The organism is Halobacillus yeomjeoni, from assembly GCF_020171525.1.
Lineage (GTDB): Bacteria > Bacillota > Bacilli > Bacillales > Halobacillaceae > Halobacillus > Halobacillus yeomjeoni.
On the sequence record NZ_JAIVAI010000003.1, the window covers coordinates 84,179 to 106,915 of the forward strand.

At 41.3% G+C, this 22,737-nt stretch carries 28 protein-coding genes; 7 read left to right on the forward strand and 21 right to left on the reverse strand.

The window, feature by feature from the left end:
• Positions 1-22 precede the first annotated feature (22 nt).
• From LCL89_RS10925 to LCL89_RS10975, 11 genes are all read right to left on the reverse strand, one after another.
• Positions 23-781: an STAS domain-containing protein gene (locus tag LCL89_RS10925; protein ID WP_224810128.1), complete on the reverse strand. Its 759-nt coding sequence runs from the start codon at positions 779-781 to the stop codon at positions 23-25.
• On the reverse strand, positions 768-1,427 hold the full coding sequence (locus LCL89_RS10930; RefSeq protein WP_224810129.1) for a cobalamin B12-binding domain-containing protein: 660 nt from the start codon (positions 1,425-1,427) through the stop codon (positions 768-770). Before LCL89_RS10930 ends, LCL89_RS10925 begins: the two co-directional genes overlap by 14 nt.
• Positions 1,428-1,429: 2 nt before the next feature.
• Positions 1,430-1,804, reverse strand: a complete 375-nt coding sequence (locus tag LCL89_RS10935; protein ID WP_224810130.1) for a hypothetical protein — start codon at positions 1,802-1,804, stop codon at positions 1,430-1,432.
• Positions 1,801-2,106 (reverse strand): antibiotic biosynthesis monooxygenase family protein, encoded by a 306-nt coding sequence (locus tag LCL89_RS10940; protein WP_197317597.1) that lies wholly within the window; start codon positions 2,104-2,106, stop codon positions 1,801-1,803. Before LCL89_RS10940 ends, LCL89_RS10935 begins: the two co-directional genes overlap by 4 nt.
• A 125-nt stretch (positions 2,107-2,231) precedes the next feature.
• A complete protein-coding gene (locus LCL89_RS10945) occupies positions 2,232-3,041 on the reverse strand; it encodes a VLRF1 family aeRF1-type release factor (RefSeq protein ID WP_224810131.1) in 810 nt (269 codons plus the stop codon).
• Between the two features lie 81 nt (positions 3,042-3,122).
• Complete coding sequence (locus LCL89_RS10950) at positions 3,123-4,091, reverse strand: hypothetical protein (RefSeq protein WP_224810132.1); 969 nt, start codon at positions 4,089-4,091, stop codon at positions 3,123-3,125.
• 232 nt (positions 4,092-4,323) lie between these two features.
• A complete protein-coding gene (locus LCL89_RS10955) occupies positions 4,324-5,163 on the reverse strand; it encodes a DUF58 domain-containing protein (RefSeq protein WP_224810133.1) in 840 nt (279 codons plus the stop codon).
• A gap of 383 nt (positions 5,164-5,546) precedes the next feature.
• On the reverse strand, positions 5,547-6,500 hold the full coding sequence (locus tag LCL89_RS10960) for an AAA family ATPase (RefSeq protein ID WP_224810134.1): 954 nt from the start codon (positions 6,498-6,500) through the stop codon (positions 5,547-5,549).
• A 106-nt stretch (positions 6,501-6,606) separates the two neighbouring features.
• Positions 6,607-7,512 carry a glycine betaine ABC transporter substrate-binding protein gene (locus LCL89_RS10965; RefSeq protein ID WP_224810135.1) on the reverse strand — a complete coding sequence of 302 codons (906 nt, stop codon included), beginning with the start codon at positions 7,510-7,512 and terminating at the stop codon, positions 6,607-6,609.
• Between the two features lie 181 nt (positions 7,513-7,693).
• Positions 7,694-7,879: a YfhD family protein gene (locus LCL89_RS10970; protein ID WP_197317594.1), complete on the reverse strand. Its 186-nt coding sequence runs from the start codon at positions 7,877-7,879 to the stop codon at positions 7,694-7,696.
• Positions 7,880-8,074: 195 nt separating this feature from the next.
• Entirely contained in the window at positions 8,075-9,247 is a 1,173-nt protein-coding gene (locus tag LCL89_RS10975) for an MFS transporter (protein WP_224810136.1), read from the reverse strand.
• A 146-nt stretch (positions 9,248-9,393) separates the two neighbouring features.
• Between LCL89_RS10975 and LCL89_RS10980 the strand changes: the two genes are divergently transcribed.
• Positions 9,394-10,152 (forward strand): TrmB family transcriptional regulator, encoded by a 759-nt coding sequence (locus LCL89_RS10980; protein ID WP_224810137.1) that lies wholly within the window; start codon positions 9,394-9,396, stop codon positions 10,150-10,152.
• 51 nt (positions 10,153-10,203) lie between these two features.
• Here the strand turns inward: LCL89_RS10980 and LCL89_RS10985 are convergent, their stop codons facing one another.
• The gene (locus LCL89_RS10985) at positions 10,204-10,443 is read right to left on the reverse strand and encodes a hypothetical protein (RefSeq protein WP_197317591.1); all 240 of its coding nucleotides are present in this window, start codon (positions 10,441-10,443) and stop codon (positions 10,204-10,206) included.
• Positions 10,444-10,631: 188 nt separating this feature from the next.
• On the opposite strand from LCL89_RS10985, the gene LCL89_RS10990 reads away from it, so the two are divergent.
• Positions 10,632-11,090, forward strand: a complete 459-nt coding sequence (locus LCL89_RS10990; protein ID WP_197317590.1) for a flavodoxin — start codon at positions 10,632-10,634, stop codon at positions 11,088-11,090.
• A gap of 30 nt (positions 11,091-11,120) precedes the next feature.
• Here LCL89_RS10990 and LCL89_RS10995 read toward each other — a convergent pair whose 3' ends face one another.
• Together LCL89_RS10995 and LCL89_RS11000 are read right to left on the reverse strand one after the other, a co-directional pair.
• The gene (locus LCL89_RS10995) at positions 11,121-11,375 is read right to left on the reverse strand and encodes an alpha/beta-type small acid-soluble spore protein (protein WP_224810138.1); all 255 of its coding nucleotides are present in this window, start codon (positions 11,373-11,375) and stop codon (positions 11,121-11,123) included.
• Between the two features lie 5 nt (positions 11,376-11,380).
• Positions 11,381-11,575, reverse strand: coding sequence for a YozQ family protein (locus LCL89_RS11000; RefSeq protein ID WP_197317588.1), 195 nt, complete (start codon positions 11,573-11,575; stop codon positions 11,381-11,383).
• Positions 11,576-11,696: 121 nt separating this feature from the next.
• Here LCL89_RS11000 and LCL89_RS11005 point away from each other — a divergent pair, with 121 nt between their 5' ends.
• Entirely contained in the window at positions 11,697-11,834 is a 138-nt protein-coding gene (locus LCL89_RS11005) for a hypothetical protein (RefSeq protein ID WP_197317587.1), read from the forward strand.
• Positions 11,835-11,853: 19 nt separating this feature from the next.
• Here LCL89_RS11005 and hpaB read toward each other — a convergent pair whose 3' ends face one another.
• The 4 genes from hpaB to LCL89_RS11025 all read right to left on the reverse strand — a co-directional run bounded on the left by hpaB (position 11,854) and on the right by LCL89_RS11025 (position 16,590).
• The gene (gene hpaB, locus LCL89_RS11010) at positions 11,854-13,293 is read right to left on the reverse strand and encodes a 4-hydroxyphenylacetate 3-monooxygenase, oxygenase component (RefSeq protein WP_224810139.1); all 1,440 of its coding nucleotides are present in this window, start codon (positions 13,291-13,293) and stop codon (positions 11,854-11,856) included.
• A 107-nt stretch (positions 13,294-13,400) separates the two neighbouring features.
• The gene (locus tag LCL89_RS11015; RefSeq protein ID WP_197317585.1) at positions 13,401-14,195 is read right to left on the reverse strand and encodes a TIGR00266 family protein; all 795 of its coding nucleotides are present in this window, start codon (positions 14,193-14,195) and stop codon (positions 13,401-13,403) included.
• 235 nt (positions 14,196-14,430) lie between these two features.
• On the reverse strand, positions 14,431-15,351 hold the full coding sequence (locus tag LCL89_RS11020) for a nuclease-related domain-containing protein (RefSeq protein WP_224810140.1): 921 nt from the start codon (positions 15,349-15,351) through the stop codon (positions 14,431-14,433).
• 75 nt (positions 15,352-15,426) lie between these two features.
• Positions 15,427-16,590: an iron-containing alcohol dehydrogenase gene (locus tag LCL89_RS11025; protein WP_224810141.1), complete on the reverse strand. Its 1,164-nt coding sequence runs from the start codon at positions 16,588-16,590 to the stop codon at positions 15,427-15,429.
• A 168-nt stretch (positions 16,591-16,758) separates the two neighbouring features.
• Between LCL89_RS11025 and LCL89_RS11030 the strand changes: the two genes are divergently transcribed.
• Together LCL89_RS11030 and LCL89_RS11035 are read left to right on the forward strand one after the other, a co-directional pair.
• On the forward strand, positions 16,759-17,319 hold the full coding sequence (locus LCL89_RS11030) for a flavodoxin family protein (protein ID WP_224810142.1): 561 nt from the start codon (positions 16,759-16,761) through the stop codon (positions 17,317-17,319).
• 83 nt (positions 17,320-17,402) lie between these two features.
• Positions 17,403-17,813 (forward strand): VOC family protein, encoded by a 411-nt coding sequence (locus tag LCL89_RS11035; protein ID WP_224810143.1) that lies wholly within the window; start codon positions 17,403-17,405, stop codon positions 17,811-17,813.
• A gap of 48 nt (positions 17,814-17,861) precedes the next feature.
• Here LCL89_RS11035 and LCL89_RS11040 read toward each other — a convergent pair whose 3' ends face one another.
• Positions 17,862-18,431 carry a histidine phosphatase family protein gene (locus LCL89_RS11040; protein WP_224810144.1) on the reverse strand — a complete coding sequence of 190 codons (570 nt, stop codon included), beginning with the start codon at positions 18,429-18,431 and terminating at the stop codon, positions 17,862-17,864.
• Between the two features lie 150 nt (positions 18,432-18,581).
• Between LCL89_RS11040 and LCL89_RS11045 the strand changes: the two genes are divergently transcribed.
• Complete coding sequence (locus tag LCL89_RS11045) at positions 18,582-19,391, forward strand: helix-turn-helix domain-containing protein (RefSeq protein WP_224810145.1); 810 nt, start codon at positions 18,582-18,584, stop codon at positions 19,389-19,391.
• 55 nt (positions 19,392-19,446) lie between these two features.
• Here the strand turns inward: LCL89_RS11045 and ilvD are convergent, their stop codons facing one another.
• A complete protein-coding gene (gene ilvD, locus LCL89_RS11050) occupies positions 19,447-21,147 on the reverse strand; it encodes a dihydroxy-acid dehydratase (protein WP_224810146.1) in 1,701 nt (566 codons plus the stop codon).
• A gap of 199 nt (positions 21,148-21,346) precedes the next feature.
• A complete protein-coding gene (locus LCL89_RS11055) occupies positions 21,347-21,505 on the reverse strand; it encodes a DUF1540 domain-containing protein (protein ID WP_197317576.1) in 159 nt (52 codons plus the stop codon).
• A 253-nt stretch (positions 21,506-21,758) separates the two neighbouring features.
• Here LCL89_RS11055 and murB point away from each other — a divergent pair, with 253 nt between their 5' ends.
• Positions 21,759-22,682 (forward strand): UDP-N-acetylmuramate dehydrogenase, encoded by a 924-nt coding sequence (gene murB, locus LCL89_RS11060; protein ID WP_224810275.1) that lies wholly within the window; start codon positions 21,759-21,761, stop codon positions 22,680-22,682.
• Positions 22,683-22,737: the final 55 nt, after the last annotated feature.

The following is a 22,737-nucleotide window of genomic DNA, read 5'->3' on the forward strand; positions in this document are numbered from 1 at the left end:
TTTCCTTATTTTAAGGAAAGGTCTAATTCGTACAATATTTTTGTATGGCCTCTTGGAGGGTACTCATAAAATTCAATTCAGAAGGTAAAGGCATCTCTTTCAACTCTCTTGCCTGCTGCGGTTTAACTCCGATGATTTTGACCTTGACACCCATTAAGAACAAAGAGGAGATGACATTATTTAATACAGTAATTCCTTCTCTTTTCAATTCTCCCACAGCTGTAAAGTCAAAAAACACCCGATCGATGCCTTCTTTTTGTGCAGAACGAACAATATGATCTTCAACTGCAAATAATTTTTCTTCAGTAAGATTACCGAACAGCGGAATCAGTGCCGTCTCTTCGTTTAATTCTATAAATGGTGCAGACAATAGATTGTTCTGCTTGACTGCTTCTTCAAGCTTTTCCTTTTCCTCAAGCAGCTGGAGGTTGCTCTCATTCAGACGAGACCTTAATTTAGCTAAGCTTTCCGTCACTTTTTGCAGTTGATTGCCTTTGAGGTGAACTAAAACTTTTGCATGCAGGTCACTATCCCACAAAACATGCAGATCGGCGAGCTGGAATTCTCCTCCACTTTTTTTGAAGTTAATTTCAACCGTAACTTTTATAGTTTCCGGTCGTACCATCTTCTGAAATTTCTCATGACTTTCTTCGTCCAGTAGTTGGAGAAAATTATTGGCGAGCCCCAATTCTTCTTCCGCTTCGTTAGAATAGCCGACAATATTATAATTCTTATCAATGACATAAAAAGGTAGGGGTAGTGATTGTTCAACTCGTTTCATTATATATACTTTCCACTCCCTCTTGGAGCCACTCTTCAAGGTGCTTCAAATCTCTGATTACTATGACTTGATTGGATTCCAAATCACTCAAGCCATAAGACTTTGCCATACGTCCCCCTATCAACAACTTGGGTCTCCAATCCAAATGAGCCAATTCGTGTATGATGTTTTTCAGAGTAGACAAACGGTAGGATAATGCGGCTGATATACCTATTACATCAGGTTTGAACTTATGAAGCTGACTCAATGAATGCTCAAGCCGCAGATTGGGTCCCAGATACCTGACTTTCCAGCCTTCCGCTCTGAAAGTGTTAGCTGCCATTTTCAAGCCTATGTAATGCTGCTCTTCTTCCACACCAAATAACATGACTTTCGGCTGCTTATTTGAGGAGTTGACTCCTTCAGATAAATTCGTCTCAAGCTTAGAAATGATGAAATCACATATTCCAGTCGCTAGATGCTCGTCTGCAACGGTTATTTTATTTTTTTCCCACAGTTCTCCGATATAATACATAGCTGGAGTAAGAATATCTTCAAATAAATATAATTGTGGGTGATCGATTAATAAAGTTTCAACATATTCTAAAGCTTTTTCCTCTTCGCCGTCTAAAAACAAATGAGCAAGGGTCTCATGATGGTTAATCAATGCTATTCCTCCTCATGCCAAAGAGTATGCATATGTTCAATAGCAGACTGTAAATAGTTTTTATAGCAGATAACTTCGTCCTGCGAATCCCACGATTTTTCCCCTAACAATCTTAGCAGCCTTTCGAAATTGTCAACGATTAAATGGCTGTCAACTCCTCTGGAAGTCAAAACATTGTTGAGCCATTTCGTATAATCGATAAAAAGCACTTCACTTTTCATATCACAAGCAGCCGCCAAGTGATCAAGGTGATGGTAGTTATCTTCTTTCGTACGCTCAATACCATTTTCACCAAACTTCTCCCATAAAAATGGATAAGCTTGATAGATTTCATCCGTCACTTTAGAAACCAAATATTCTTTCTCTTCTCTATTCATTCAGCAACGACCTCATATTTCTTTACTTTGGGAACAATGCCCTGCAGCTCTTGATCAGGGTATTGCTTTTCCAACTCATGTATTTTCTTGAATTGTTCACTCCGAGCCCAGTTCAAATACGCTTGCTTTGACTCCCATTCCAGATGAACCGTCAACTCTCCGGGTTTCCGGTCATTTTGAAGTAGTTGGAAAGATAAGAAACCCTCTGCTTCATCAACGAGACGGGAGCGGTTTCTGTAAATCTCTATCAAATCGTCCGCCTTATGTTCAGGTACAGTTACTGTGGAGTCTACAACAAACATAAATAATTCTCCATTCTATCATTTTATCTATATAGTATTTTACCATATTAATTATTTGGTTGTATAACGATTGAATGGAAGAGAAAATACAAAAAAAGCGCCGGAAACTCCGGCGCTTTACTTTATTAATATTGAACGACTTCATCAATGACATGCATTTCTTCATGATCAAGCAGGTTTTTGTTAATAAGTTCATCTGCTTCTTTATTCATGTGATCCTGCAAGTCACGCAACTCTTCTTTATCACCAACGAGATAGATTTTTTCCCAGCCGTAATCCTTGGCCATTTTATCAATCTTCGGTGCGATACTCTTATACCAGCGGTAGCGGTTTGCTTCAAAACGCTCCTGGAACTGATCCTGCTTGGAGTTCTTTGCACCACCTGAGCCCATGGAAGGCTGAGCGCGGTGAGGCCCTTGGTGTTGTCTCCAATCATCCGTATCCAAGTCCAATTCGAACAACTGTGTATCATTCAAATTACCCAATTCTGCATCAATTAACTTGATTTGATTTTTCTGAGTCAAAACAATACCGGTTTTAGGGAATTCACTCTGCATCTTTTTCAGTTGATCCAGTACAGGCGTTTCTTCCCAATAAAATTCTGTTTTCACAGGCATTTGGAAACGCTCTGCAAACCAAACGGTATCGTCCCCTGTAGCAAACAGCACGACACTTTTTGCAAAGTGCTGCTCGTTTTCTTCAATGAACTGTTCTACCTTTTCTTTGACAGCCCAATAGTTACGTTTTTCATCTGAATCTCCATCTTCCTGCAGATAGGATTCAAAATTGTTCAACCCGTTTTTCAAATGTATTTTCCATTCCCCGCCTTGCTGATCAGGGTCTGAAGGGTCGGTGTTTAGATACATAGTAAAAACTTTTTGTGGTTTTTGCAGGTGTACTTGTTCTAATTTCTTGATTTCTTTATTTAAATCCATAAAACAGCGACTCCTTTCAAGTGTTTAGAATGACTTCTAGTAATATGTTTCCTGAAAAAGGAGTGCGTAAACTTTTAAATATTACTTTTCTCTATTTTTCATTTCCTTCAGCTCTTGTTCCCATTGAGTGATTATTTGAATGAACCTCTTCAGCTCATCATTTTCAATAATTTTCTGACCATACCGTACTTCATAATAAACCTCTGCATTTCCTCTAAGACCTATTCTTTTGAACCATTCGTCTACGGTCTCATTCGCTCCTCTTCCCAAACCATATTCATCTGCAAACGCTTCAAATCGCTCAAATTCCTTCCTTATTCCCCCTTGTGCACGGGAATATTTGAAATTGAATGGAATCCAAGAATAATCGATCTGATTATTCGATACTAAACCCTGATAACTCCCATCTTGATTCTCTGCTATACAGCCTGTCCCTCTTTTCCTGAACCTGTACATGACATAAAGTACAATCAGTGAGATAACTATTATCAGAATGAACATTCCTGTTTCCGTAGCTTCGGCTATCTTTTGTGCAGTTCCGCCATCATAATCCTTATTATTTATAATTGAGGAATCTTTTAAATTATCCATATCAAGCGTTGGTTTTGTCCCTTGCTTTAAAGGTTGAAATAGTGCAAAGTCAAAACCCATCCAATTCAATAATTGAATCGTTCCATCCAGTCCACCTAATAAGAGAGAATGGAAAATCGTAAGGACCTTTCCAAGCATGATCCGCAATGGTTGGAGGATGTATAAGAAAACAGCCATGCTGATCATGAAGAAAAATGTCACCAATAAGAAGGACTGCCATTTTATTTTGTTTTCTCGACCAGAAGCCTGAGCATAATGAAATAGGAAGGATCCACCTAAAACGACGAAGTATTGAAGAACAAGCATTAAAACCAACTCAAATTCTCTAAAAAACAAAGATGTTACAAATCCGATGATAGTAGTCAGGAACAAAATAGTTGTTCCGTTATTATTGAAGGCGTCTTGTTCAATTCGTATGTATCTATAAATGAAAAAGGTTCCCGTTATGATAGTGACCACGATATTTAAATTCAGTAGATATCCCAGTCCAATCACTGCAATGCAGACTAATAAGAAAAGAAGCGAGTGACCTCTATACTTAGAAGAAATTGCTAATATCACCAATGTGAATAGGATGAGAAATAGATACGGCAAAAAGGAAATAGTTAAACTTGTCCATTGGGCAACAATGTAGAAGATAAAATAAAAGAATAGACCTTCAGCCAAAAATTTATAACTGACAGCAAGAAGACTACTCCGTCCTGACATAACTATTCATCCCTTTTTTTATAGGCTTCATTGTAGCGTAATCACCTTCATTGACCAGAGTGTAAACATTCAATCCTTTTGCCACCCATTCAGAGACGTAGCGGTATGATTCCTCCGTCATTTCTCCCAATATCAAAACTCCCTTCGCTTTAGACACTTGGAGATTAAAACGGTGCAGCATCTCTTCAAAGGCCATCAAATTTTGATCTTTACTCACTCTCGCAAGAAGTTCGATCGATTTTTTCAAGTGGTCTCTCCCTGTCCCTTCCCTTTGATGTAAATAAGGCCGCTGATGAGGTCTCTTTCCATTGATCATCAGTTCATAAGGATAGTCTTTTTCAGCCGCTGTGTGACATAGAAAACTTGCATGGGAAAGCAGGGATTCCAAAAGTGCCGACACATGCACATTTCCGAGACGTGTACGTTCCCCAATATTCACTAGTATCGCCCAGCTATAATCCACATTACGTTCATAGACTTTGGATTGCAGAGCGTTCATTTTAGCGCTTGCTTTCCAATGAATGCGATGGAATGGGTCTTGTGGTACATACTCCCTGGTACTTGTTGGTGTAAGACGGTCTTCATATGGGGATACAGTTGATAATTGTTTTCCAGGCCGCAGATGATAAACGTCTTCTAATCCGTAGACAGGCTTCATCTCTGGATAAACAATGATTTCCTTGTAATAAGGAGAGGTATATTTCATCGATAAATCTGTCAATTTCGTTAAATGGGGAAAATGATAGGTCAGGTCAGTAATTTTTGTTACACCTCTGGATTCAGCAATGATCGGGACTCTTACCTGCTTGTCTCCTCGTGACAAAAACGATAGAGGAAATCGGTAGATGTTTCCTTTTGGATTCCTGTGAGACAGATCTTCCTCACTACGGATAATAGGATTGGTTTGAAAAGAAATTACTCCATTTAATAGAGGAAATCTGGAAGTGTTCCGAAATCTGAAAACCAAGGAGGACTTTTCTCCAGGAAATAAACGAACTGAACTACGGTCTTCCTGCAATACAAAGCCATTTCCACTAAAGTGATCATATAGCTTGCTTGCTGTCCAGATGGTTAAAAGCAGACATGAAGGAACTAAAACCATCCCCCCATTGATATATAATCCGATTCCTCCAGTCAAAAGAAGGAGAATTAATAGATAGTCATAAAATTTATGTTCTTCTTCCCTCGTTATTTTCTTCCATTGAATCAAACTCTTCCACCTGCCTCCACAGGAACTGGAACCTGCTCAATAATTTCCTGCAGCACTTCAGCTTTCATTTTTCTTATAGATGCTTCCATCGATAATATGAGTCGATGTTCAAATACAAAAGGGGCTAACTTTTTTGCGTCTTCAGGAGTGATGAAATCCCTCCCCTTCAGTAATGCTCCAGCCTGACAAGCTCTCATTAATGCCATAGCCCCTCGAGTACTTATGCCCAATTCCACATCTTTTGTATTTCTTGTTGCTCTGGCTAAATATAAGAGGTAATTTAAGGTGTCATCCCCTATAAAAACCTCTTTCACTTGTTTTCTAAGCTCTAGGATATCTTCTCTTTTTATCATCGGTTTAAGGGCATCGAAAGGTTCTTCAGTTTGGTATGTACGTAAGATACTCTTCTCTTCTTCCTCTGTAGGATACCCCATATCCACCTTGAAGAGAAAGCGGTCAAGTTGAGCCTCCGGTAAAGGAAAAGTTCCTACATTTCCTTCTACTGGGTTCTGTGTAGCAATAACAAGCAAGGGTGGATCTATATCCAGAGTTTCTCCATCAACAGTTGTTTGTTTTTCTTCCATGACCTCCAACAAACTTGACTGTGTTTTAGGCGTAGCACGGTTGATTTCATCCGCTAACAGAACATTAGTCATTACCGGACCTTCCCTAAGCTCAAATTCTTTAGTTTTTGGATTGAAGAACTGGATACCCGTAACATCTGTTGGCAGCACCTCAGGTGTAAACTGGATTCGTGAAAATTTTGCATCCATCACTTTGGCAAAGCTTTTGGCTAACTTTGTTTTTCCTGATCCCGGTACACTTTCTAACAATACGTGTCCATCAGAGATCATGGCTGTAAAAAGCAGCTCAATCATTTCAGGTTTTCCTACAATAACTCGTGATATAGCTTCTTGTGCTTTTCGAACTTGCTCAAGATGAATAGACATAAGAACCTCCTATTATTACTTATTTTTCCACTATATCAGAATATTCTGCATCATTCATAAAAAAATAAGCGATTTACTCCATTTAGAGTAAACCGCTTCAATAGAATTATTGCTTCGTCCATTCATCAATAACATCCTGATGGTCTTCAATCCATTTCTGCGCGCCTTCTTCAGGGCTGTCAGATTCATTTATTACCGCCATCAAGCTGCCAAGCTGCTGATCGTTCATCTTGAAATTATCAAACCATTTTACAACTGTAGGGTTGTCTTCCTCAAGACCTTTACGTGCAGCGTAAGAGATGTTTTCAGACTCTCCATATACTGTCTTTGTATCTTCCAGGAATTTAAGGTCCATTTCAGCGAATGCCCAGTGAGGTTTCCAAAGAGTTACTACAATCGGTTCTTCATCTTCGATTGCATTCTTCAATTCAGTCGTCATTGTAGGACCAGAAGAAGCAAGAAGCTGATAATCCAAATCATACTCACTGATGGCTTCTTCGGTCAGGGACATCAGGCTCGCTCCTGCGTCGATTCCTACAATTTCTTTTTTCTCAAAAGCATCTGTATTTTTAAGATCTTCTATCGTATTGATATCTTCCATATATGTCGGTACCACAAGGCCTAGTTCAGTTCCCTCGTACCATTCAGCACGCCAGTCAATTTCATCTTCATATTTTTCATAGAAAGGCTTGTCTGTGTGCGGCAGCCAGATTTCCATCCCGATATCCAAATCACCAGCAGATAGAGCTTCATAAAGGAAACCTTTTTCGACTTGTTTCAATTCCACTTCATATCCTTTTTCTTCAAGGATCAGCTTCCACATATTTGATACGGCTACGTTTTCAGCCCAGTTGTTCATTCCAATACTTACTGTACCTTTTGACTCTGTTTTAGCATCTTTTGAATCGCCTTCTGCATTTTCTCCGGAATCTGATTCACCATTTCCGCAGGCAGCCAGAATTAATACCAGCCCCAAGAATAATGCAGGGAGCCATTTACGTAATTTTTCCATTAGATGTCCTCCTCAAATGTTAGCGTCATCGATGACTTTCGTCTGATTCACAATTAGGTATTATAGCATAAAGACAGAAAAGTTCAAACAATTTAAACTGTACAAAAAATTTTTATGTTGACCTGCACTTCTTGAATAAAGGTTATACCCCAGGCCCATTGTCATGACCTGAGGTAAGATCTTATTTCTTTCTATGGCGTGCACGACGGTCCGCTTCTTGACTACGCTTCAAGGCTTCCATATCATCGCGGTCAGCGATTTCTTCAGAAAACTCTACATCGATACCGTCTGTTTTTTGGTTTTCGGGAGTTTGAGGCAGCTTAGATTTATTTTTCCCTTTTTTGTTACGGTGTTCATCTCTACCCATGAGATCATCCCTCCTCTTCAGTGGACATACTTAGTTTCTTCCTCATAACCGACGATTATTCTAGAAGTAAGAAGAAAAAAGAATGAACCATTGGAACTGATGAGGTGAGATTAAATAAGGATTTTGTGTATAAAAAAATGACCAGCACCTCAGTATCCAGATCAAATGGATAGAGAGGCGCCGGTCTTTTTTCACTTATGATTGTTGTACAGTATTCGTGCTTACGACAGTTCTTCCTCTTGTAATGGAGAAGTAAGCAGCTGCTAGTGCCAACAGTACGAAAACTCCACCTGCCGTCGCATTATGAACGACAGAAGACTGTTCAATTACAACACTTCCTACGGTAGAACCAGCTGCAATTCCAAAGTGTAAAGCAGAATTGTTCAAACTTTGCTGGATATCAGATGATTCAGGAGCAGAAGCGATCAGATAATTTTGCTGTGCCGGTGTAATCGCCCAGCTTAAAGCACTCCACACGACCATAACCATCAGGAATAATGGAAGTGAAAAAGTCACATAAGGAATCATGAATATTGAGATTGCAAAAACAATGATGATTCCGATGATACTTTTTTGAGAACCTAATTTATCCGAAAGCATTCCTCCGACTCCGCCACCTAAAACAGCGGCCACACCGAAAATGAAATAAACGATACTCACCCATGAGCCGTTCAACCCCATGATATCTTTCAGAAACGGAGTCAAGTATGCATACAAGGTCAAGTGTCCTGTCAAGAACAGGAACGACGTCAATTGAGCAGAAAAGATTTTCTGGTCTTTGAGTGTCCGGATTTGCTCTTTGACAGAGATGACCGGCTTCGGTTGTATTTTCTGCAATGATATTCCAACAGCGACCATTGAGAGTAACGTCAATACAGAAATCAGCAGGAACGGTGCTCTCCAACCGAACGCATTTCCGATCGTCAATCCAATCGGTACTCCTAACACTAGAGAAGCACTGATCCCCATGAAGATGACCCCGATTGCACGACCTCTATATTCCGCTTTTACGATAGATGACGCAATCGTTACACCTAATACGACTAGCAAAGAACCACTGGCAGCGGTGATGATTCTTGCCGCCATCAACACCATATAGCTGGGACTCCAAAAAGCGATCATATTACCAAGGAAAAAGATGAGCAACGTCCATAACGTCAACTTTTTACGTTCTACACCAGCCGTTGCTGTCAATAGAACCGGTGATGCAATAGCAAACACTAATGAAAAAATGGTAATTAAAAGTCCTGCACGTCCGATCGAGACATTCAAGTCTGCAGCCACCAAATCGAGCGTACCACCGATGATCAACTCAACTGTTCCAACGACAAAAGATACGAGTGCCAACAAATATACTTTTTTATTCATATTTCATTAATCCTTTCGAGTTAAGTTACCACTACAATGGTAACCATATAAAGAGAAGAATACAAGGGGATCTTTTACTCGTTTTACGAAATGAAATTTACCATGTATTCTTTAAGCAAGTACTGTTGTTAGAGAAGAGGTATAGGATGTTACAAAAATTCGGTTTTACAAGTTATGAAAGCCAGGTTTTCGAAGTTTTGACGGCCAGTGTGTCCCCTCTCGATGCAGCCACGATTGTAAAGCATTCACAAGTCCCTAAGTCAAAGGTTTACGAAGTTTTGAACCGCATGATTGATAAAGGATTGCTTCTAAGCTCCTTTGAAGGAAAAAAGAAGCTGTATTCAGCTCTTCCATTAGAAACCACGATTGAGAAGTTGACGGCTGATTTTCAAGCCAATGTGAAGGAGCTTAAAAATCATGAATATAAACTTCCTCAAGTCGATGATCGAGTTTGGACGATAAAAAACGAATCTGCCATCGCTTCTCTGGCTGAAGAAATTGTAAGTAAAGCGAAGAGGAGCATTTATGTATCCGGGTGGTCGGATGGTTTGAACGCTCTGCTTCCCATCCTTAAAAAGAAGCATGACGAACAAGTGAAGGTTGAAGTTTTATCTATCGGTGAAATGGATTCTGTGATGGGAGATATGCATATTCTGCTTCCTGATGAGAAGCATGACGCCCTGGAACGGCACCAAATCATCATCATTGATGAAGAGGAACTTCTTTTTGCTGGAGTAGAAGATGGAGAATGGCACGGGATCAATACCAAATCCAACCCTTTGGTCAAATTCTTCACAGATTTCTTTTATCACGACGTAGCGCTTACTGAAATTACAAAGAAATATGAGCAAACGTTATTACAAGACGAGGAAATCAGAAACATTCTTATGAAATTGAGATATTAATGACACGCAAAAGGGCATCCTTTGAATGGATGCCCTAGTCAATCGATTTGATTAAACTTTTTCTACTACAAAAGCAGTCTTTTCTCGATAATACTTTTCCCCATCTTCAGAGGAATGCTCAAAGAATCCTTCAAAAGCATTCACTACTTTGTATTCCCGTTCAGGATCCGTGAACAATTGAGATTCGTTGTTCGACAATACCACTACATCAGTCGTTGAAACAAAACTATCCAGTTCTTTCGCTTTGTAATTTTGACCTACTTCTACATCACTTAAACGATATTGACTCATAAAAACAACTTCCCACCTTTCTTGGATTCTTGGTAAAACGTTTCCCATCTTCAGGAAAAATCAAACATAAAAACGCTCCTTCTGACACACCATGCACCTTGACGATGAGAATTGTTATCAACTACAATGTTGTTAAACAGGAGATAGATAATCGTCTCCTTTATACCAAACATAAATGAGGTTTGATTATGGCCAAGATACTTATATGCTTTGCCAGCACCACAGGAAATACAGAACAAATTGCTGACCTCCTTCAATCCTATTTAGAGGAAGAAGGTCACCTCGTATTTATAGAAGATGTAATGGAAATTGACCCTACTTACATCAGCGGCTATGACGCGACGTTCATCGGTACCTACACGTGGGATGATGGAGATCTCCCATTTGAAATAGAGGACTTTTATGAAGAGCTTGAAGAAGAGGATTTGACCGGCATTCCAGTGGGTGTATTCGGCTCTGGAGATACCTCTTACAACCACTTTTGCGGCGCTGTAGATACCATTCAAGAACGAGTAAGACAATGTGGGGCAACTCTTATTGCGGATGGATTGAAAATTGAAATGAATCCAAGTGATGAGGAAGATGAAAGTAAGTGTCGTTCGTTTGCACAAAAACTCACAAACCACTTGTCTGAAATATCCGTATAACCGAAAAACCCGCCACATCGGCGGGTTTTTTTACTTTTTATCCTGTAACTCCTGTTGAGCTCTTCTGACTAATTCCTTGACCATCTGACCACCTATCGACCCGCCGAGTTTCCCGGCATCTCTTGTGCTCAAATCACCGTTATATCCATGTTTCAATGGTATTCCCTTATCTTCAGCAATTTCGTATTTCGCTTGATCGGGAGTGGCCGTATTCATCAGTTCAGCTTTCAACCGATCCAACCCTTCTCTTGCTTCAGGAACTAAAATCTTATTTCTCCTGGCCATCTCTATCACTCACTTCTTTTCTTAATTTCTTCTCCATCATGGCTGATCAATCGGCCATTTTTATCAACTTGATCGATTTTCCCATCAATGGTTCCCTCAGCAAGGGTGTCGTTCACCTGCTCTTGAGTAATGGATAATCCTTCTGAAAATTCTGCATCCTGTTTCCATTTATCTTCATTGGTGTTTTTCTTTTGATTCATCCGTCATTCCTCCTTCTTCTTTTGTTTATCTTTTGCAAAATCAAAAAAACGATTCGAATCTGAGCTTTCGTTCGGATAATCTTCTTTACTTTACTTAAACTACGAATGGAGGTGTTAGTGAATGAGTAAAAAGAGCAATGCAGACAAACGGAAAGAACCGCCTACCGTCAATCCTCAAGGGCTATCACAGGATGTAGCAGATCAACAGCCTTCCTCACAATTGGAACAAAAAGCTAAGAAAAGCAATACAAAACGCTAAAAAGCTGACACTTTTCATGTCAGCTTTTTTTCTTCATTATCTTCGCCGCAAAATGCATCGAAGGCTGATGGTCATATATTTGGTATATCGCCTGTGAAAGTCGGACGGGATCACCGAAAAAGAACCGTTCATAAAGAGTCTGCCTGGAACCGAAGGAACTCATCGTCATATCCCAAGCTAACCGAAACAGCCTTACCCTTTCCTCCCCTTTTCTATCGACCCCTTGTAAAAAATGATCCAATTGTTCTCCGATCGAGCTTTTAAAATCTGCCTCATGCGGTATCGTCATCATGCCGCTTGCTCCAAGCAGCTGGATGATCTCAGTAAATCGGGGATACAGTTCCTGGAATTGGTTGACAGCCACATACAAAGATTTACGTGATGGAATAACTATGCCTGCTTCATCTGTCTCGGCATTGCTCTCTGCGTAGTGAAGCAGAGCTTTCATCGATTCCAGTCCTTTAATAATCTCAACAACTTTGCTTTGGACATGCTGGTATTCACTGATGTTGATTGTTTCAACAATATGATTCGCAATCCCTAACAGGAGCTCGGTTTTTATGATCTGCCTGGAGACGATCTGATGCAAGGTGAAGGGTACAAACTTTCCTTGAGTGTAAAATTGATTGGCAGCTTTAATGTTATCGTGCAGAAAAACACGGTCCCAGGGGACGAGAACCTCATCGAAAATAACGATCGTATCCATTTCTTCGTACCGGGAAGACAGTGGAGCGTTATAGGAAGATTCATTATGAGTGAAAGACTGTCTACAAACAAATTTCAGACCGGGAGTATCACAAGGAATGGAGAAACCATACGCATGACACCGCTCTTGAGCCCCAGGAGCTGAGAAAACGAGAATCTCATCCGTCATCCCGCCTTGGGTAGCAAGCAGTTTTGCCCCTTTGATCACCAATCCCTGCTCCAATCTTTTTATAATGCGAGCATTTGTTACATCTTCTTCTAAAAAAGCGAGCTTAGACCGGTTGGATTGAGGATTGATAAACGTATGAGTGAAAGACCAGTCTTTCTCCCGTGCTGATTCATAAAACCTCAGCAAACGATCAGGATAACAGTTCTCTTCCCCTTCTAACACATCTACTGAAGCTGCAAAGGAAGCAAGAACGGTGTTCATATAATCCGGACTTCTTCCCATCAGGCCGCCTGAATGACGGGCCCACTCTTGTATCATGCTTCTTCTTTTCACTAAATCTGCGGTCGATTTAGGGATCATGAAAGACGCACCGATTTTATTTCCTGTTTTTTCGCATGAAAAAGTCATCGTTTCACTTATTTTTTGATCATGTTGCAAATCGTAAAGTTCCGCCTGCGTTTGAATAGCTCCTCGAAAAGCATGGTGTTCGGTAATCGGTCCCTCCACCATTTTTCCATCTAACCATACTTCCGATTTCATCGCGCCGATTCTCTTCTTATACTCTTCACCTGTTATTGCCGGCATGATCTCACTCCTGATTTTTGTGCCACACACAAAAATAGTTGATATCATAACATATTAATTCGCCCAATAAAGGTGATAAAAAAAGCAGAAGGAGTTACCTTCCGCTTTTAACGATCGCCGCCAAGAATATCGAATAATCCACCAGCAATACTGCCTTCTCCTTTATTTTCTCCACCTTTTTGCGGCATGGCAGCAAACACTCGACTTGCCAGACGGCTGAACGGCAGGGACTGTACCCAAACCGTGCCTGGTCCTCTAAGCGTTGCAAAAAACAACCCTTCCCCCCCGAATAAGGCGGTTTTCACTTTTCCAACATATTCTACGTTATAATCGACATCTGCTGTCATCGCTACCAGACAGCCCGTGTCTACACGCAGCGTCTCACCCGGTTGTAACTGTCGTTTGTGCATCGTACCACCCGCATGGATAAAACTCATTCCATCTCCTTCAAGCTTCTGCATGATGAAGCCTTCTCCTCCGAAGAATCCAGTACGAATCTTCTTTTGGAATTCTATGCCGATGGAAACTCCTTTCGCTGCTGCAAGGAAAGAGTCCTTTTGGCAGATCAGCTTTCCGCCGAGCTCACTCAAGTCCATCGGAATGATCTTCCCTGGATAGGGTGAGGCGAAAGAAACATGTTTCTTCCCTAATCCTTCATTCGTGAAGGTCGTCATGAAAAGACTTTCCCCGGTAATGACACGCTTACCTGCTCCGATCAATTTCCCCATCAAGCCGCCAGTTTCTGAGGACCCATCTCCAAAAATCGTTTCCATCCGAATCTGGTCATCCATCATCATCAAACTTCCTGCTTCAGCAATGACCGTTTCATTCGGGTCGAGTTCCACTTCGACGAACTGCATGTCATCTCCATAGAGCTTGTAGTCGATTTCATGATTATTCATTTGGCCATCTCCCTTTTATAGGCGTTTTGTTGCTACTTTAAGTTTATTTTGAAATGAGAAATTTATCTAGTAGGAAGGGGGGATTTTTTTGTTGGTGGGCTGGCGGGGGTGAATTGCAGGTTTTCAGCGGCTGTTTGCAGGTATTCAAGCTGGTATTGCAGGTTTTGAACAGATGATTGCGGGGTTTCAGTTCTTCTTTGCGGATTTTGAACAGATGATTGCAGGTATTGAATAATTATTGCACAAATTTACTTTTCAAATCCCATCTTATATTTCGTGTCCTCCCAATTGGTTTGATATTCATATCAATCATTAACTGTCGCGCAGTATCTCTGGACTTCAGCCTGAGGAACCGCCTTAATTCTTGATTGGATATCGTATCACCAATTAACAAGTAATAATCCTTCATGGCAGTGAAATGGGCATCTTTAGAGAAACTCTCACATTTGCTGCACTTCCAGCCGCCGTAGACTTTATCCATAGTTACAGTTGAACAATTGTCACATAACACCCCCTGAAGCAAATCATCATCTTTCAATTGGAACCTTTGAAAAACATCGTAACTGTAAGGAGCATGAGATTGCTCACATTTTTTGATGAATAAATGCTGCTCTTGTTCAGTCCATACAGACTTACAATGCTGATCATTATCAGCATTTAATTTAAACGGAAGATAGTCGCTCGGGAAAACACGTGGATGGGAAGAAGATAAAATAGCAGAGGGATGAGTAAAAACGACATAAGGTTCAATCGGTATGTAGGGCAGAGAGTGTGTTTTGATCCCCTTCTCCAACTGATGAGCCTGACGCTTAACTTGAAGCAGAGGGTCAGGATAAGCTTTCTTACAACCATCCTTCACCTGTAAAAGTTGATGGGAGGAGTCATCGTAATGTAATTCTCCATCCATGTGCTTCACTTCAATGAGTATGATTCTTTTTTCATTCACCAATAAACAATCCATTTGAAAATAATAGTCGCCACCTAATAACCGAATACTATTTAATTTATAGTAATCCTCCTTAATAAAATGAAGATGGTAATCCAGAGAACTTTCACCCCGGATTCCTGCCCGCATTTTTCCTATTTCTTGAGTTACCCACTCTTGTTTGGAATGACCAGCAAGCCTTCTTTCAAGCGCTTGTAGTCTTTCTATCATGCGCATCCACTCCTTTTTCTCTATCTTACCTTATAAATGAAAAAGAGACTTACAAAAAGTAAGCCTCTTCAACCATTACAGTGAGCGTTTCAATATATCGCGTACAGAATCTTCGTCTAATTGTTTATACGTTCCGACACCGGGTTTGATGAAAGTTTTTTCAACAATCTGATCGAAGTCAGAATCATCAATATCATAACCAGCCAGTTTACTTGGCGCACCGAGCGAATCCCAGAAATCACGGAGAGCCTGCGCGCCTTCACGCGCGGTTTCCAAATCACTCTTTCCTTCAGGGGAGATTCCAAAAACATTCACAGCCAGCTGTTTGACACGTGATGGATCATCTTCCAATACGTGCTCGATCCAGTTCGGGAATAAGATGGCTAGTCCTCCACCATGCGGAATATCATACACAGCAGATAAAGCGTGCTCAATACGGTGACTTGCCCAGTCGCCGCCATCTGTTCCGTTCATTAACGTGCCATTGAAAGCAGTCGTACTCAAGTACATCATCGTTTCACGGTATTCATAGGAATCCAGTTTTTCTAACAGTTTTGGCCCGGTTTCAATAGCTGTACGGAGCAATGACTCAATGAATCCATCAATCATCGGAGTATTTTCAGTTCGGTGGAAATAATGTTCAAGAGCATGCGACATACTGTCTACGATGCCGTAAACGGTCTGGTGCTCCGGCACAGAAAAAGTATAGGTCGGATCCAGGACAGAGAAGCGAGGATAAACCAATGGTGAACCCCATCCTAGTTTGTCATTTGTTTCCCAGTTGGAAATAACAGAAACCATGTTCATCTCTGACCCTGTAGCCGCAAGCGTAAGCACTGTTCCTAGTGGAAGCGCAGACTCGATAGGCGCTTTTTGGGTAATCAAGTCCCAAGGATCACCGCTATACTTCGCACCCACCGCAATCGCTTTTGTGCAATCGATGACGCTTCCGCCTCCTACAGCCAGAAGGAAGTCAATCCCATGTTCTTTACAAAGGTCCACGCCTTTCTGCACGGTCGTCAATCTAGGATTCGGCTCCACTCCTGTCAATTCGTAGACGGTTGCCTCAGCTGTTTCCAACTCAGTCATGACTGCATCATAGACACCATTCTTCTTGATGCTGCCACCACCGTATACCACTAATACGGACTGTCCTTTTTCAAGTTCTTCTGATATTTGTTTGACTTGCCCTTCTCCGAAGTATAATTTCGTAGGGTTATATTGTAAAAAGTTCTTCATTTATAAAGCTCCCCTTAAATAAAAAGTATATTTATTCTAACAAGATAACTTCCCAGTACGCTATTCAAAAGCTTGCGAACTTATTAGAGCAGCTCTTTAACTACAATTTCACAAGCAATGATATACTCTTCTTACTAAAACTTTAGGAAGCAGGGAGTAAGCAATTCTATGAAAATTTTAAAGTTACTTGGAAGTTCAAGACCCGATGGAAACACGGAATACCTGGTGAATCAATCCTTAGAAGGTGTAGACCATACGACCATTCGCCTGAGTGATTATCATATAAAACCCATTGCAGATATGCGGCATACCGCAGAAGGATTCCCGCGCGTAGATGATAATTACGAGAAACTGTTGAAAGTATTTTTGGAGCATGACGTGATCATTTTCGCTACTCCGATCTACTGGTTCGGAATGTCCGGACAAATGAAAGTCTTTATCGATCGTTGGTCTCAATACATGAGAGACAACCGTTTTCCATTCAAGGAACGCATCGCACAGCAAAAAGCTTATGTCGTATTAACCGGAGGCAGTGACCCAAAAACCACCGGACTCCCCCTCATACAACAATTCGGTCACATTTTTGACTTCGTACATATGTCTTTTGAAGATTATGTAATAGGGAACGCTGTGAAACCTGGAGAAATTAAACGTGATGAAGCCGCCCTTCAGAAAATGGACCAATGGAAAGTGCAGTTCGAACAATATTCGGAAAAGTGCGAAATATAGAACGAATGTTCTTGTTTTAAATATGGGAAAGGGGTACAATCATGTATGTGTGGTACTCAATTCTATTAAAAGGATGTGTTTGAATGAAACACCAAGCGACACCTTATTTCACTTTCAACGGCCAGGCGATGGATGCATTGAATTATTATAAAGAAGTCTTCGGTGGAGAAATCACAGACGTTCAGACGTTTGGGGAAGCCCAATTTGAAACTCCAAAAGAGTTGGATGAGCAAATCATGCATGCCCGCTTCAAAGCTGGTGACCTCTTCTTCATGGTTTCTGATGCTTTCCTCGATCAAAAAGTGGAAGTCGGAAGTAATATTTCTTTAGCATTAGAATTAGAAAGTACTGAAGAAATCCAATCAATTTATGACCGTTTGAAAGAAGAAGGTACAGTTTTAATGGAATTGCAAGATACATTTTGGAACGCAACATTCGCAAAAGTGAAAGACCGATTTGGAATCACTTGGGATCTTAACTTTTCAAAAGAATAAATGAAACAAGCGGCTCCTCGTAAGAGAGCCGCTTTCTTAATACCAAGTTCATTCAAGGTGCAGGGTGCAGTTGAACCGATGGCAATTCCACTTTCCATTTTCAAGGTGGACCTCAGTCAATGATGTATTTTTCATATGTACTTTTTCCTGGGGAGGTCGTATGACATGCAGGAGATGTTGAATCAATCCACCATGGGTAACGACAATCACCTTTTCTTCAGGATGTTCATCCATTACTGCTTCAACAAAATCGTTCGCTCGTTTTTGGACTTCTGACGGCTTTTCTATTCCTAATTCTAGAGACCGCCAATCCTTCCCCCACTTTTCAATTCTTTCCTCCTCTGTCGTCCCTTCGATCTGACCACCGTCAACTTCTCGAAGACGATCATCTTCCAAAACATTCATCTTCAAACGATCGGCTATGATTCCTGCTGTTTGTCTTGCTCTTGTCTGAGGACTCGTTATAATCAAATCCCATACATCTCCCGCCAAACGTTCGGCTAGTTTTGCAGCATCGGATTTTCCATCCTCATCTAACGGGATATCTGCTGTTCCCTGCGCTCTCTTCTCCTTGTTCCAAGCCGTACTCCCATGACGTACCAACGCCAGTTTTGTCATCTTCTCATCTCCCTTGATTTAGTACTTTTCGATATCATCCCATAAATGACTAAAAATTACCATTGCCTGAACCTTGCTTTCTTTCGTATACATGTTACTATTAAGTCACATATTAAATGTTACTAAAAAGTAACATAAAGGAGTATATAAATGTATGAAGAGGAGGAGTTGACCCGGACGTTCAAAGCCTTATCCCATCCTGTACGCCGACAGATCCTGGACCTTGTAAAAGACGGTCCAAAAACAACTGGTGAATTGAGCGATCAATTCGAAGACTTGAGTCGATACGCAGTGATGAAACACTTGCGACAACTGGAAGAATCTAATCTGATTATTGTGAGAAGAGAAGGCCGAAACAGGGAAAACTACTTGAATGCAGTTCCACTAAAGGAGATTCACAACCGATGGATGAATCAATACCAATCCACAATGGCAGGCTCTATGCTTGCTTTAAAAAACAATATTGAAAGGGGAAATAATGACATGGAAAAACCGCACAACCTGAAGCATGATGCTTTTCAAATTGAGCAAAAAATCACAATTGATGCGCCTGTTTCCAAAGTTTTTGATTCACTCACTAAGGATATTGACAAGTGGTGGGCCTACCGGTTATGCGGGGAGGATTCCACTCTTTATCTTGACCCTAAGCTCGGAGGGCAATTCGTCGAAAAAGCCTCTGAGGATCATGCCGCACTATGGGGAACAGTCACTTATGTGAATGCTCCTTATGAACTTCGCTTTCAAGGCTTATTGGGGATGAACACAGCTGTCAACGGCGCTTACTCTTATTCATTGGAAGAAAAAGATTCAAAAACAATTCTGACCCTTTCACATGATGTTTCCGGTCTGATCGATCCAGAATGGAAAGAAAATTACTCTGGAGGATGGGAGGAATTGTTAGGGAAATTCCTTAAAGAATACGTGGAAGAAGGCAAAATTCCTGAGAATGTCAGAGGGTAGTTATGGAATAAAAAAACTCTCCGGGCAGCAATGATGCTCCCGGAGAGTTTTTTTGTTATTCATCCAAATCAAGATCTGTGACCGCCCCTTTTGCTGAAGATGAAACTAAACGTGCATATTTCGCCAGCATACCTCTTTGATGTTTCGGTTCAGGCCGTTTCCAATTCTTACGACGCTCTTCCAACTCTTCTTCACTCACGTCGAAGTTGATCTCCTGTGTTTCACTATCGATGGTTATCGTATCTCCATTTTCCAACAATCCTACAGGTCCACCGACAAAGGCTTCAGGTGCCACATGACCGATGACGAATCCGTGGGATCCACCTGAAAAACGTCCGTCAGTCAGAAGTGCCACTTTTCCTCCTAATCCTTTTCCGACGATCATTGCCGTGATGGATAACATTTCAGGCATTCCCGGCCCTCCTTTAGGACCTACGTTACGGACAACAAGGACGTCGCCTTCTCTGATTTCATCATCGACAATCGCCTGGGTCGCTTCTGCTTCACTGTCATATACGCGTGCCGGCCCTTCAAAACGGCTGATTTTCTGACCGGACATTTTCGCAACGGACCCTTCAGGAGCGAGGTTCCCTTTCAGAACCACTAGTGGTCCTTTCGGTTTGATTGGTTCTTCAATCGGCATGATGACTTTCTGCCCTTCTTTCAATGGAGGTGCCTCAGCCAGGTTTTCCGCCACGGTTTTACCCGTTACAGTCAAGCAATCCCCATGCAGCAGTCCATGTTCATGCAAAAGTTTCATGACAGCAGGGACACCACCGCTTTCATATAAATCCTGCATTACATATTTCCCACTCGGTTTCATGTCTGCGATATGCGGAACATTTTGTCTGATGCGTTCAAAATCATCTAAGCTCAAGTCGACGTCTGCCGAGTGAGCCATTGCCAATAAATGAAGGAATGCGTTTGTGGAACCACCAAGTGCCATGACGACAGTAATCGCATTTTCAAACGCTTCTTTTGTCATGATATCTCTAGGATAGATATCTTTTTCCAGCAGCTGAACAACCATCTCACCTGCTTGTCTGCACTCTTCCTCCTTATAATCTGCGATCGCCGGGGTAGAAGAGGATCCTGGAATACTCATCCCTAAAGCTTCCACAGCAGATGCCATCGTATTCGCTGTGTACATGCCCCCGCATGCACCAGCTCCAGGGCACGCGCTGCACTCGACTTTATGGAGTTGTTCTTCATCAATTTCCCCTTGGTGGTACTGACCGACAGCTTCAAAAGATGAAACGATATCAATATCTTCGCCATTCAATTTTCCTGGCTGAATCGTCCCGCCATACACATATACGGAAGGAATATTCAATCGACCGAGCGCCATCAAACATCCAGGAGTCGTTTTATCACAGCCGCCGATGGCAACAAGTCCGTCCAGCCTTTCTGCATTCGTCACTGTTTCGATGGAATCCGCTATGACCTCACGACTTGGCAGAGAATAAAACATGCCTTCATGACCCATCGCTATTCCATCTGCCACGGTAATCGTATTAAAAATCATCGGCGCTCCTCCATGATCTCGGGCACCACCTTTGGCTTCACGTGCCAAACGATCGATATGTACGTTACAAGGGGTGACCTCGCTCCAAGTACTGGCCACTCCAATCATCGGTTTCTTAAAATCTTCATCTGTAAAGCCTACTGCTCTGAGCATAGACCGGTTCGGTACACGGTTGACTCCTTCACTGATGACTTTACTGTTTATACGTAGGTCTTTTTTTGTTTTTTCCATCACTGCCACTCCTTTTACCTTTATGTTTACTGCGTTCATGGATTGTCTTTCCGGAAACAACTTACCATGATGATACTAACTTGTCCGGGTTATAGCAATGATTTTTCTGAAAATACCGAACTTTCTTTTTAATAAAACGCTTACAAATGAAAAAGTGCTTACTTCGTCATAAAGTAAGCACTTCTGAGTCAGGAGTCATTTATAAGTTAGCAGGCTCGAAAGTTTTACAATCCGTTTCTTCACTATTATGGGCTTGTTCTCCTTTATGACTGACCACATAAATACGATCCGCCCCGCAGGTTTTCCCATTTTGATTGTAAACACAATTCTTTACTTCACACAAAACATCCAATGCCATTTCAAACACCTCCCTATCTCTCTTATATTTCGTCAGGAACCGGAAACTATGCGAGGCTCCATAATATCCTTCCCATGTCCTACCTTCATCTATGGTAAAATGAAAATCGTATGGTTTTTAATAAGTAAACTTTTTTAGATAAAAATCATAAAATATGGACAGAACGACCGAAGTCTATTGCAAATACTTTGAAATCCTTTGCATTTGTTATAAACTGCTTAAGGATGAACATCTTAAAATGGGACTGATGGTTATGGATAACAAACGGAAAATTTATAATAAATTATTAGACCTTGTAAAAGAAGAAAACGTAAAAATGGATGAACCTTTGAAGGATCACCTCTATACGAAACTTGGAGGCAGAGCTGATTTTTTCATCACTCCAACTTCATTCCAGGAAGTGCAGAATGTCGTCAAGCTTTCTAATGAGGACAACATCCCTTTCACACTCCTTGGAAATGGATCGAACCTGATCATTAAAGATGGGGGAATAAGAGGAATTGTCATTAACTTGAAGCATTTGGACGACATTTCGACCGATGGGAATACACTTGTGGCTCAAAGTGGCGCCCGCATTATCGATGCATCTCGTTACGCTTTGAAGAAACATCTTTCAGGACTGGAATTTGCCTGTGGGATTCCCGGCACTGTAGGAGGCGCTCTTTACATGAACGCAGGAGCATACGGTGGTGAAATCAAGGACGTGCTGGATTATGCGTACGTCGTCGATCGTGAAGGAAATCTGGTCAAGCGCCTGGCTTCTGAACTTGATTTGGATTACCGGACCAGCAATATCCCCGATAATGGAGATATCGTAGTGGAAGCGACCTTCAACTTGAAACCTGCCAAATATGAAGAAATCAAAGAAGTCATGGATGATTTGACTTATAAGCGTGAATCCAAGCAGCCATTGGAATATCCTTCATGTGGCAGTGTATTCAAGCGCCCTCCCGGTTATTTTGCAGGGAAATTGATCCAGGACAGTGACCTCCAGGGAACGAATATCGGCGGAGCGGAAGTTTCTAAAAAGCATGCAGGCTTCATCATAAATAAAGACAATGCGACAACGTCAGATTACATTTCATTGATTGAACATGTCCAAAAAACGGTGAAAGAAAAATTCGGTGTTGATTTAGAGCGTGAAGTCAGAATCATAGGTGAAGACCCGGAGCAGTAATTTATAATGTAATGAAAGAGAAGCATTCAGTAATCAAACTGGATGCTTTTTTTGT